This is a genomic window from Neorhizobium sp. DAR64872/K0K18, assembly GCF_050500175.1.
GTDB lineage: Bacteria > Pseudomonadota > Alphaproteobacteria > Rhizobiales > Rhizobiaceae > Neorhizobium > Neorhizobium soli.
Genome location: NZ_CP191446.1, coordinates 1421744 through 1433798 on the forward strand (window position 1 = coordinate 1421744; position 12055 = coordinate 1433798).

Consider the following 12055-nt stretch of genomic DNA (forward strand, 5'->3'; position numbering starts at 1 on the left):
CCGGCGGACAAGAGAATTATATAAGGAATACCTGGAATGACCGAATTCACCACGCGCCCCGAAATCCTCGGCACCTTCGGTGTCGTCACCTCCACCCACTGGATTGCCTCCGCCGTCGGCATGGCGATCCTCGAAAAGGGCGGCAATGCCTTCGACGCAGCGGTCGCGACGGGCTTCGTGCTGCAGATTGTCGAACCGCATCTGTGCGGCCCGGGCGGCGACATGCCGGCCGTCTTCTACTCGAAGAGGACCGATAAAGTCGAAGTCATCTGCGCTCAAGGGCCGGCGCCGGCCGGTGCCACCATCGAGCACTATACGTCCGAAGGTCTGAAGCTCATTCCCGGCGACGGCCTTCTCTCCACCGTCATTCCAGGCGCATTCGACGGCTGGATGCTGATGCTGCGCGACTATGGAACGATGACCGTTCGCGAGGTTCTGGAGCCGGCGATCTACTACGCCGAGCATGGCCATCCGGTGCTTCCGCGCGTGTCGAACACGATCAAGGGCCTGGCGGAATTCTTCCGGAAGGAATGGCCGACATCCTATGAGACATGGCTGCCGGGTGGCGTTGCGCCGGAAGCACTCTCCAATTTCAGGAACCCCGTTCTCGCCGAAACCTACAAGCGGATCATCTCCGAATCGGAAGCGAAGTCCGGCCGCGAGGAACAGGTCCAGGCGGCCCGTGACGCGTTCTATCGCGGCTTCGTGGCCGAAGCGATCGACACCTATCTGAAGACTGCCGAGGTGATGGACGCGAGCGGTTCCAAGCACAAGGGCGTGCTCACCGCCGACGACATGGCCAACTGGAGCGCCACCATCGAAGCGCCCCAGACGCTCGATTACCAGGACTGGACGATCGCCAAGACGCCGGCCTGGGGGCAGGGGCCGGTGCTGCTGCAGTCGCTGGCGCTTCTAAAAGGCTTCGATCTCGAGGCGATGGATCCGGCCGGTCCCGATTTCGTCCATACGGTCGTCGAGGCGATGAAGCTCGCGTTTGCCGACCGCGAGGTCTATTACGGAGATCCGGAATTCAGCCAGGTCCCGACCGAATACCTCCTGTCGGAAGGCTACAACAGCGAGCGGCGGAAGCTGATCGGCAGCACGGCTTCGATGGAACTGCGCCCCGGCACGGTTCCGGGCTATGAGCGCCAGGTAGACGCCACGATGGCGATGCTGGCGGAGATGAGCGGCACCGGCACGGTTTACGAGCCGACCATGTCGCACCTCACCGAAAAGCGCGGCGATACGGTGCATATCGACGTCATCGACCGCTGGGGCAACATGGTATCGACCACACCGTCGGGCGGCTGGCTGCAGTCGTCGCCGATCGTTCCGGGTCTCGGTTTCGCCCTCAACTCGCGTGCCCAGATGTTCTGGCTGAAGGAAGGCCTGCCGACCTCGCTTGGGCCTGGAAAACGCCCGCGCACGACGCTGACACCGTCGCTTGCTCTTCATCAGGGCAAACCCTCCATGGTGTTCGGCACACCCGGCGGCGACCAGCAGGACCAGTGGCAGCTGCCGTTCTTCCTGCGCTACGCCCATCACGGCAAGAACCTGCAGGCCTCGATCGACATGCCGCTGTTCCACACCTCGCATTTCCCCGGTTCGTTCTATCCGCGCACGAGCTCGCCGGGCGAGATCATGGTCGAGAGCAATATCGGTGAAGCCGCACTCGAAGACCTCCGCCGTCGCGGCCACAAGGTCACCGTCGCCGATCCATGGACGGTCGGCCGCCTGACGGCTGCGCGTCGCGATGCAGACGGTCTGCTGAGGGCGGCTGCAACGCCACGCCTGATGCAAGCCTATGCGATTGGACGGTGAACCATGACCTGGTCAATCGTCGCGCGTGATCAAGACACGGGACATCTGGGCATAGCCGTCGCCAGCCGTTTCTTCGCGGTTGGATGCGCCGTGCCGCATATCAGGGGCAGGGTGGGCGCTATCGCCACCCAGGCCTTCGTCAGCCCGCTTTATGGAACCGATGGCCTGAAGCTTCTCGAGGAGGGCAGGTCACCGGATGAGGTCATTGCAAGCCTGACCGCGCGCGACGAAGGCCACCGCCAGCGGCAGATGCACCTGATCGACGCCCATGGCCGCAACGCCGCTTTCACCGGTGAAAACTGCGTCGATTGGGCCGGTCATCTCGTGGATCGCAACGTCTCGGTTGCGGGCAACATGCTGGCGGGACCGCAGGTGATCGCCGAGACCATGCGTGTCTACAACGAAGCGGCTGCACGCGGCGCACCGCTTGCCGAACGTCTGCTCGATGCGATGGACGCAGGCGAGGCGGCAGGCGGCGACAAGCGCGGCCGCCAGTCGGCAGCGCTCGTCATCTACCGCGACCAGGATTATCCCTGGCTGCGGATCAACGCCGATGATCATCCCGAGCCGCTTTTCGAACTGCGCCGCCTCTATGCCGTGGCGCAGGAGCGCTTCCTGCATGTCGCTGAGACCATGCCGACCCGGGAAAACCCGCACGGCATGACCGACCGCAGCATTATCGACGAAAAGATCGCCGCGCTCGAAGCGCAACGGCTGGCCGAAAAACGTCCGTCAGCCTCCTACGCCACTCCTTTGACGCTCAAGTAAGGGTCACCCGATGAGCCAGACCTCCACGCCGACTGTTCCTGTCCTTTCCGTCAAGAACCTCACCACCTCTTTCCTCGTCGATGGCGATTGGAAGAGCGTCGTCCGAAAGGTCTCCTTCGATGTGATGCCTGGCGAAACCGTTGCCATCGTCGGAGAATCCGGCTCGGGAAAATCCGTGACGTCCCTGTCGATCATGCGCCTGCTTGCGTCCAACACGAGCCGCATTGAAGGCGAGGTAATGCTGAACGGACGCGATCTTCTGTCCATTTCTGAAAAGGACATGCGCGGGGTGCGCGGCAACGAAGCATCCATGATCTTTCAGGAGCCGATGACCTCGCTCAATCCGATCTTCACCATCGGCCGGCAGATTTCGGAGGTTCTCACCCGTCACAAGGGCATGTCCAAGCAGGAAGCGCGCGCCGAAACCGTCAGGCTGCTCGAAAAGGTCCGGATCCCCAACGCGCAATCTAGGTTCGACGAATATCCGCACCAGTTCTCCGGCGGCATGCGTCAGCGCGTGATGATTGCCATGGCGCTTGCATCAAAGCCGAAGCTTCTGATCGCAGACGAGCCGACCACGGCGCTCGACGTCACCATCCAGGGACAGATCCTCGACCTGATCAAGGTGCTTCAGGAAGAGGAGGGCATGTCGGTTCTTTTCATTACCCATGACATGGGCGTGGTCGCCGAGATCGCCGACCGTACCATCGTCATGTTCCGTGGCGACGAGGTCGAGACCGGACCGACGGAGGAAATCTTCCACCGCGGCAAGCATCCGTATACGCGTGCACTGCTCTCGGCGGTGCCCAAGCTCGGATCGATGCAGAACCATGCCTGGCCGACCCGCTTCCCCGTGGTCGACATGAAAACCGGGTTGGCCGTCGAGCCGATCGAAGTGGCCGGCACCGTGGAAAAGGGCCGCACACCGGTCCTTAGCGTCAAGAACCTGGTGACCCGTTTCCCGATCCGCTCCGGCCTCCTGTCGCGCCAGACCGGCGCGGTGCATGCGGTGGAAAATGTGTCCTTCGATCTGTTCCAGGGCGAAACGCTGGCTCTGGTCGGTGAGTCCGGTTGCGGCAAGTCGACCACGGGCCGCTCGATCATGCGCCTCGTCGATCCGACCGGCGGCGATATCTCGCTCGATGGCTACGACGTCCTTCGGCTCGATCAGGTCAGCCTGCGCAACATGCGCAAGTCCGTCCAGATGATCTTCCAGGATCCGTTCTCATCGCTCAATCCGCGCATGACGGTGGGTTCGGCGATATCCGAACCGTTCATCAAGCACCGGCTCGGCACGGTGAAACAGGCTCGGGAAAAGACTGCCGATCTCCTAGAAAAGGTCGGTCTTTCCGCCGACATGGCAAAACGCTACCCGCACGAATTTTCGGGCGGCCAGCGCCAGCGCATCGCGATTGCGCGGGCGCTTGCGCTCGATCCGAAGGTGATCGTTGCCGATGAAAGCGTGTCGGCGCTGGACGTGTCGATCAAGGCGCAAGTCTGCAACCTCCTGCTCGATCTGCAGCAGAGCCTCAACCTGTCCTTCCTGTTCATCAGTCACGACATGGCGGTGGTGGAACGGGTCAGCCACCGGGTGGCGGTCATGTATCTCGGTGAAATCGTCGAGATCGGGCCGCGGGCGGCCGTGTTCGACAATCCGCAGCATCCGTACACCAAGAAGCTCATGGCGGCCGTGCCTGTGCCGGATCCGGCAAGGCGGGGGATCAGACGGGGCATTTCCAACGACGAGCTGAAAAGCCCGGTGCGCGGCATGGATTACCGGCCACCGGTTCGCGAGTATCGCGAAGTCTCCGACGGCCATGTCGTACAGGTCGCGTGATCGTCAGTCGCTGAAGGTCAGATCAGCTTCAACCCCTTGAGGCTGGCATGGCCGTCCTTGCCGATGATGATGTGGTCGTGGACGGTGATGCCGAGTGGCTTTGCCGTCTCCACGATCGTCCGCGTCATGTCGATATCGGCGCGTGACGGGGTAGGGTCGCCACTGGGATGGTTGTGGACGAGGATGAGCGCAGTCGCCGAAAGCTCCAGGGCTCGCCGCACCACTTCGCGCGGATAGACTGGCGTATGGTCGACCGTTCCATGCCCCTGGATTTCATCCGAGATCAGGGCGTTGCGCTTGTCTAGAAAGAGCACGCGGAACTGTTCTCGGGCCTCATAGGCCATGGCGGCATGGCAGTAATCAATCACCGAAGACCAGGACGAAAGCACCTGCTTGCCCCGCAACTCGCTTCGCAGCATCCGCTGACCCGTCGTCGCGACAAGCTTGAGGTCGAGCGCGACGGCCTCGCCGATACCCTTGACCTCCTGCAGTAATCCGAGCGGCGCGCCAAGCACGCTGGCAAGGTTTCCGAAGCGAGCAATCAATGCTTTCGCGAGCGGCTTGGTATCGCGCCTCGGGATGGAGCGGAAAAGCAGGAGCTCGAGGATCTCGTAGTCTGCCAGCGAAGCGTCGCCGTGGTCTCGGTACTTCTCCCGCAACCGCTCACGGTGGCCGTGGTAATGTTCTTGCGTGACGGCAGGGGATCCGATTTGCGGAAGTTTGGCCGTCGGCCTCTTGGACTGCGTCTCGGCAAAGAACCCGCGTTCATCGACAGACAGGGCCGCCCCGTCGTCCTCTTTTGCTTCCATAGGGTCATGCGAGGAGACGGGCGGGTTGGTCATGGTCAGGCCTGCAATGGAGGCAGGCCGGGCCGGTCGAGACCGCCGGGCGACAGGGTGAACACCTCGCATCCCGTCGCGGTGACACCGACCGCATGCTCGTATTGTGCCGACAGCGACCGGTCGCGGGTGACGGCGGTCCAGCCATCGGAAAGAACCTTCACATGCGGCTTACCGAGATTGATCATCGGCTCGATCGTAAAGATCATGCCTTCCCGGATTTCCGGCCCTTCGTCGGCGCGGCCGTAATGGAGGATGTTCGGAGAGTCGTGGAACAGACGACCGACGCCGTGGCCGCAGAAATCGCGCACGACCGAGCAGCGCTCGGCCTCCGCATAGGACTGGATCGCTTCGCCGATCGCGCCGGTGCGGGCGCCGGGCTTCACGGCTGCGATGCCCCGCAGAAGGCATTCGTAGGTCACGTCCATCAACCGTTCGGCAGCGCGTTTGATCTGTCCGACCGGATACATGCGGCTGGAATCGCCGTGCCAGCCATCGAGGATATAGGTGACGTCGATATTGACGATATCGCCCTCGCGCAGCGGCTTGTCCTCAGGCATCCCGTGGCAGACGACATGGTTGATCGAGGTGCAGACCGAGTATTTGTAGCCGCGATAGCCAAGCGTTGCGGGAAGGGCGCCATTGTCCATGCCGAACTCGAACACGAAACGGTCGATCGCATTGGTGGTGATGCCCGGCTGAACGATCGCCGCAAGTTCGTCGAGGCAGCGCGCCGTCAGCTGGCAGGCCTTGCGCATGCCGTCAAAATCCTGCGCCGTATCGTAGAGACGGATAGCACCCGTGTTTTTTGAGGGGGCGGAAACCGCCTCGATGTAATTGACCATGATATTTCTCTCGCAACTCCCACAGTTCATAAAACAGAGGGGCGGGGTTCGTCCATCATAACCATTCCCGACGCTATGATTTCCTCGCGAGTGACGCGGCAGCGGAGCGCATAGGCCTCGACGCCGCGCGCCTTGGCACGAGCGAATGCGATCGCATACATCGGGTCGAGATCGCTGCAGATCGAAAACCGCGTGCAGTCGTGACGCTGAATGAGGTAGATCATCACCGCCCGGTGACCTGCCTCCACCATATCGCCGAGCTCCTCGAGATGCTTGGCGCCGCGCTTCGTCACGGTGTCAGGAAATTCGGCGAGCCCCGCTGAACGGCTGAAATGGACGTTCTTCACTTCCACATAGGCATCCGGCAGATTTTCCTGCTTGAGGAGAAAGTCGATGCGGGAGTTACGCCCGTATCTCTGCTCGCGCAGGATCGTGCCGTAGCCGGAAAGGCTGGGGATCAGGCCGGCACGGATCGCTTCTTCGGTTAGCCTGTTGGGCAGTCCGGTATTGATGCCGACCATCTCGCCGCCGGCCTCGACCATTTCGAACATGTGACGGTATTTGCGGGTCGGGCTGTCATGCTCCGATACCCAGATCCTCGACCCGGGCTCCGTCAATCCCCGCATGGAGCCGGTATTCGGACACGACCCGGTAAACGGCGTGCCATCCTCCAGCACCGCGTCGAACAGGAAGCGCTTGTAGCGCTGGACAAGCGTTGCGGAGACGAGCGGCGGATCAAAGCGCATGAGGTTCTTCTGGAATGCTGGGAAGTGTCAGTCGCGGACGAGAACGTAGGTTCCCGGTGCGTCGGCCAACGCGGTGAGCGCGGACCCGCCGGGCTTTCGTGCCGGCACCTGGTTACCCGCTTTCGGTCCGATCCAGTCCTGCCAATGCGTCCACCACGACCCCTCATGCTCCTGCGAGCCGGCAACCCAGTCCTCCAGCGTGTCCTTCAATTGGCCATCGGTCCAGTATCGGTACTTCCGTCTTTCCGGCGGATTGACGACGCCTGCGATATGGCCGGATCCAGCCAGCACGAAATCGACCGAACCGCCAAACAGCGACGAGCCGAGGAACACGGATTTCGCAGGCGCGATGTGGTCTTCGCTTGTGGCAAGATTATAAACGGGAATGACGATGTCCTTCAGCGACAGACGCTCCCCGGCAAGTTCCATCAGGCCGTTGGAGAGCTTGTTATCGAGGTAGCAATTGCGCAGGTAGTAGGCGTGGTTGGCAGGTGTCATCCGGGTCGAGTCCGAATTCCAATACAGCAGGTCGAACGGCAGCGGCTCCTGGCCCTTGAGATAGTTATTGACCACGTAAGGCCAGATCAGCTCGGACGCACGCAGCATGTTGAATGCCGCCGCCATCTTCGACCCGTCGAAATAGCCGGTCGCGTTCATATAGGTCTCGATCGTCGAAACCTGCGCCTCGTCGACGAAGACCTTGAGGTCGCCTGCATGGGTAAAGTCGACCTGGGTAGCGAGGAACGTCGCCGATGCGATCCTTTTCACGTTTGTCTTGGCGTGGAAGGCGAGCGTAGCCGCCAGCAACGTGCCGCCGACGCAGTAGCCGATCGCATCGACCTCGCGTTCGCCGGTCGACGTCTCGATCGTGTCGAGCGCAAAATCGATGCCCTCGTGCATGTAGGCTTCCCATCCCTTGGCCGCATGGCGCCTGTCGGGATTGACCCAGGAGATCACGAACACGGTGTGCCCGCGGTCGACGCACCACTTGATGAAGCTCTTTTGCGGTGTCAGGTCGAGAATGTAGAACTTGTTGATCCAGGGCGGCACGATGACCAGCGGCCGTTTGAAGACCGTCTCCGTCGTCGGTTCGTATTGCAGAACCTCGCAGAGGTCGTTGCGGGCGACGACCTTGCCGGGTGTAAGCGCGATATTGAGGCCGAGCGCAAACTTGGAGGCATCCGTCTGGCGAAGTCTCAGCTCGCCGCCGCCGGCCATGATGTCCTCGGCCAGCATTTTCATACCGGTGACGAGATTGGCTCCGTGCGAGGCGACCGTCGCGCGATAGACTTCGGGGTTGGTGATCGCAAAATTTGCAGGCGACAACGCAGCGGTCACCTGCTTCACGTAGAATGCCGCCTTGTGCCGCGTATGCTCGTCCAGCCCCTGCGCCTCGGCAACCAGAGTCTCGGCCCAGGTGGCGGTAACCGTGAAGACTTGCCGCATGAACGCAAAGAACGGGTTCTTCACCCAGTCCTCGTCGGCGAATCGCTTGTCTCTCGGCAGCGCCGCTGGCTCGCTCTCTTGAGGCGCGCCTCCGAATTGCGAGAGCGATCGCGTCCAGATTTCCATATAGCTTGAGAAGAGCAGGGTTTGTGCTTGCAGCGTCCGTTGCGGCTCTGAAATCCAGTACTCGGTGACCTGCGAAAGCGTCTTGATGAGGTCACTGAGCGGATCGAGCGCGGGGTCTGGAATATCGCCGCGCTCCCTTGGCGCGAGCCAATCCGATGCGGCCTTGCCGAGGTTCTCCATGGCACGCGCGAAATTCATCGCCATCTCGTGCGGGTCCTTGACGATATAGGCCTCGACCGCCTTGGGGTCGAAGCCCGGAAATTCCGGACCGCCTGTCCCCTTATCCCCGGAGTTTTGCGCCACGCGAGCCCTCCTCGTCAGCTGTCGTCTGATTTCATTTGTACATTGTGGCTGAAACCGAATACAAGTGCCAGCGGCTAGGCTGCCGGGTAGATGGCCCCGGCGACAGAAAATGGGTACGGACATGGAAAAACTGAGGCGTCGCATCGGCTGGTTACCGCTTTTCATCGGTATCGGCGCCATGCCTCTTGTGTCCGGCTGCAACAGCAACAGCTTTGCGCTGGATGATGGTATTCCCAATACGCCGCCACCGGCCGTCATCACGCAGACCAGGACGGCACCGCCTCCGGGTCCGATCGTCAAGCGCGACACCGGCACATATCCCACATTCGACTATACGCTTCGCGCTGCCAACGAGCAGATCGAAGATGCAGATTACCAGAAGACCGAGCCGCGCATGGCATCGCTTGCCCGAGCCCGCAAGTCCGGCACCATCTCCGAAGCGGAGTATCAGCGTCGTGTGGTCGAGTACCGCAAGCTCGCCACCGATCATGGCAAGGATGCCCAGGCCGGTATTTCCGGCCAATAGGGCGACGAGCCGATCCGGCCGGATATTGCTATTGCGTTTGAGGACATTTGGCCGCAAAGCAAAAATGGCATAAAGTGAGGCTCGAGCAGCGGGACGAGCTCTGCTTCGATTTCATCCTTGAGGAACAACATGGAAGAGTTTCATAAAGTCCGGCGTCTGCCGCCCTACGTTTTCGAACAGGTGAACCGTTTGAAAGCAAGCGCGCGAGCGGGTGGCGCGGACATTATCGATCTCGGCATGGGCAATCCCGATCTACCTACTCCGCAGGCGATCGTCGACAAGCTCTGCGAAGTCGTCCAGGATCCGCGCACGCACCGCTACTCCTCCTCCAAGGGCATTCCGGGCCTTCGCCGCGCGCAGGCTGCTTACTATGCGCGCCGGTTTGGTGTGAAGCTGAACCCGGATACGCAGGTCGTGGCAACGCTCGGCTCCAAGGAAGGCTTCGCCAACATGGCGCAGGCGATCACCGCACCCGGTGACGTCATCCTCTGCCCCAATCCGACATACCCGATCCACGCCTTCGGCTTCCTGATGGCGGGCGGCGTGATCCGCTCCATGTCTGTCGAGCCGGACGATAGCTTCTTTCCGCCGCTGGAACGCGCGGTCAAGCATTCGATCCCGAAGCCGCTGGCACTCATCATCAATTACCCGTCCAACCCGACGGCGCATATCGCGTCGCTCGATTTCTACAAGGAAGTGATCGCGTTCGCGAAGAAGCACGAGATCATCGTGCTCTCCGATCTTGCCTATTCGGAGATCTATTTCGACGACAACAATCCGCCGCCTTCGGTTCTCGAAGTGGCGGGTGCGATGGATGTGGCCGTCGAATTCACCTCGATGTCGAAAACCTTCTCGATGCCCGGCTGGCGCATGGGCTTTGCCGTCGGCAACGAGCGGCTGATCGCAGCGCTGACACGCGTCAAATCGTATCTCGACTACGGCGCGTTCACACCGATCCAGGTGGCTGCAGCCCACGCGCTGAACGGTGATGGGGCGGACATTGCGGAAGTGCGCAGCGTCTACAAGCGTCGCCGTGACGTGATGGTGGAAAGCTTCGGCAAGGCCGGTTTCGACGTGCCGCCGCCACCGGCGACTATGTTTGCCTGGGCGAAAATTCCGGAAAAGTTCCGCCATCTCGGGAGCCTGGAATTCTCCAAGCTTCTCGTCGAGAAGGCGCACGTTGCCGTCGCACCCGGTGTCGGTTTCGGTGAAATGGGCGACGACTACGTCCGCCTCGCACTGGTCGAAAACGAGCATCGCATTCGCCAGGCTGCCCGCAGCATCAAGAAGTTTCTGTCGACGGCAGATGATACGATGCACAACGTGATTACGCTCAACACGCGTCGCTGACCGCGAACCGGTCCGCCGATCACGATTTGAGGGGCGGCCGTTCTGACCGCCCCATTTCTCCCAAATACCAGTCTCCCAAAATACCAGGAAAACTATCATGGCAGATGCCCTCAGAGTCGGCATTGCGGGTCTTGGCACTGTCGGTGCCTCCCTCGTTCGCATCATCCAGACCCGTGCCAACGAACTGGCTGTCACCTGCGGACGCCCGATCGAGATTGCCGCCGTGACGGCGAGAGACCGCAGCCGCGACCGCGGCATCGATCTGACGGCCGTGACCTGGTTCGATAGTGCCGAAGATATGGCTGCAAACGCCGATATCGACGTGTTCGTGGAACTGATGGGCGGCGCGGAAGGGGCGGCTGCTGATTCCGTGCGCGCAGCCTTGCGTCGCGGTCTCCACGTGGTGACAGCCAACAAGGCGCTGCTGGCCGCATCCGGCGTCGAACTCGCAATGATTGCCGAAGAAAACGGCGCGCTCCTCAATTTCGAGGCAGCCGTTGCCGGTGGTATCCCCGTCATCAAGGCCCTTCGCGAGTCCCTGACCGGCAACACGATTTCGCGTGTCTACGGCATCATGAACGGCACCTGCAACTACATCCTGACCCGGATGGAGAAGGAGGGCCTGTCCTTTGCCGACTGCCTCAAGGAAGCGCAGCGGCTGGGCTATGCGGAAGCCGATCCGGCCTTCGATATCGAGGGCAACGATACGGCGCACAAGCTGGCAATCCTGACGACGCTTGCTTTCGGGACGCAGATCGCGCCCGACGAGATCTATCTCGAAGGGATCACCAATATCTCGATTGACGATATCCACGCGGCCGCCGATCTGGGCTACCGCATCAAGCTTCTCGGCGTCGCGCAGCGCACCGAAACCGGCATCGAGCAGCGCGTTCACCCGACCATGGTACCCCGTGATTCGGTCATCGCGCAGGTCGACGGTGTCACCAATGCCGTGGCGATCGAATCCGACATCCTCGGCGAATTGCTGATGGTCGGCCCCGGTGCCGGTGGCAATGCAACGGCATCCTCGGTGCTTGGCGATATCGCCGACATCGCCAAGAGCCGTCCGGGTGCGCAGCAGGTGCCGGTCCTCGGCACGCCGGCCGCGTCACTTACACCTTACAAGCGCGCCCAGATGCAGAGCCACGAAGGTGGTTATTTCATCCGCCTGACCGTTGCCGACCGAACCGGCGTCTTCGCCTCGATCGCTGCCCGCATGGCCGAGAACGCCATCTCGCTGGAATCGATCGTCCAGCGCTCAAAGCCCGATTCGTCCGTGATGTCGAAGACGATCATCCTTGTCACGCACGCGACGATGGAGGATTCGGTCCGCAAGGCCGTCGATGCCATCAAGGCCGAGAGCTATCTGGTTGGCGAACCGCAGGTCATCCGGATCGAACGGCCCAAGGACATGTGACCCACGTAGCCGTCGAGCCACACTAGACTGG

General features: G+C 61.6%; 10 protein-coding genes. 6 read left to right on the forward strand and 4 right to left on the reverse strand.

The window, feature by feature from the left end:
- Window positions 1–36 precede the first annotated feature (36 nt).
- From ACQY1P_RS12300 to ACQY1P_RS12310, 3 genes are read left to right on the forward strand one after another with little or no spacing between them, the layout of a single operon-like run.
- Window positions 37–1821 (forward strand): gamma-glutamyltransferase family protein, encoded by a 1785-nt coding sequence (locus ACQY1P_RS12300; RefSeq protein ID WP_430256464.1) that lies wholly within the window; start codon window positions 37–39, stop codon window positions 1819–1821.
- A 3-nt stretch (window positions 1822–1824) separates the two neighbouring features.
- Window positions 1825–2589: a DUF1028 domain-containing protein gene (locus ACQY1P_RS12305; RefSeq protein WP_430256465.1), complete on the forward strand. Its 765-nt coding sequence runs from the start codon at window positions 1825–1827 to the stop codon at window positions 2587–2589.
- Between the two features lie 10 nt (window positions 2590–2599).
- Window positions 2600–4426 carry an ABC transporter ATP-binding protein gene (locus ACQY1P_RS12310; protein ID WP_430256466.1) on the forward strand — a complete coding sequence of 609 codons (1827 nt, stop codon included), beginning with the start codon at window positions 2600–2602 and terminating at the stop codon, window positions 4424–4426.
- 17 nt (window positions 4427–4443) lie between these two features.
- Here ACQY1P_RS12310 and radC read toward each other — a convergent pair whose 3' ends face one another.
- Genes radC through ACQY1P_RS12330 form a run of 4 tightly spaced genes read right to left on the reverse strand, consistent with a single transcriptional unit; the run spans window position 4444 to window position 8731 of the window.
- Window positions 4444–5268, reverse strand: coding sequence for a RadC family protein (radC, locus tag ACQY1P_RS12315; protein ID WP_082471900.1), 825 nt, complete (start codon window positions 5266–5268; stop codon window positions 4444–4446).
- A gap of 2 nt (window positions 5269–5270) precedes the next feature.
- Window positions 5271–6110, reverse strand: coding sequence for a type I methionyl aminopeptidase (gene map, locus ACQY1P_RS12320; protein WP_062457453.1), 840 nt, complete (start codon window positions 6108–6110; stop codon window positions 5271–5273).
- A 26-nt stretch (window positions 6111–6136) separates the two neighbouring features.
- Entirely contained in the window at window positions 6137–6856 is a 720-nt protein-coding gene (gene sfsA / locus ACQY1P_RS12325; protein WP_430243665.1) for a DNA/RNA nuclease SfsA, read from the reverse strand.
- Window positions 6857–6883: 27 nt separating this feature from the next.
- Window positions 6884–8731 carry a PHA/PHB synthase family protein gene (locus tag ACQY1P_RS12330; protein ID WP_430256467.1) on the reverse strand — a complete coding sequence of 616 codons (1848 nt, stop codon included), beginning with the start codon at window positions 8729–8731 and terminating at the stop codon, window positions 6884–6886.
- Window positions 8732–8852: 121 nt separating this feature from the next.
- Here ACQY1P_RS12330 and ACQY1P_RS12335 point away from each other — a divergent pair, with 121 nt between their 5' ends.
- From ACQY1P_RS12335 to ACQY1P_RS12345, 3 genes are all read left to right on the forward strand, one after another.
- Entirely contained in the window at window positions 8853–9257 is a 405-nt protein-coding gene (locus ACQY1P_RS12335) for a hypothetical protein (RefSeq protein ID WP_092662150.1), read from the forward strand.
- 129 nt (window positions 9258–9386) lie between these two features.
- Entirely contained in the window at window positions 9387–10607 is a 1221-nt protein-coding gene (locus tag ACQY1P_RS12340) for an LL-diaminopimelate aminotransferase (protein WP_430256468.1), read from the forward strand.
- Between the two features lie 97 nt (window positions 10608–10704).
- The gene (locus ACQY1P_RS12345) at window positions 10705–12024 is read left to right on the forward strand and encodes a homoserine dehydrogenase (RefSeq protein ID WP_430256469.1); all 1320 of its coding nucleotides are present in this window, start codon (window positions 10705–10707) and stop codon (window positions 12022–12024) included.
- Window positions 12025–12055 lie beyond the last annotated feature (31 nt).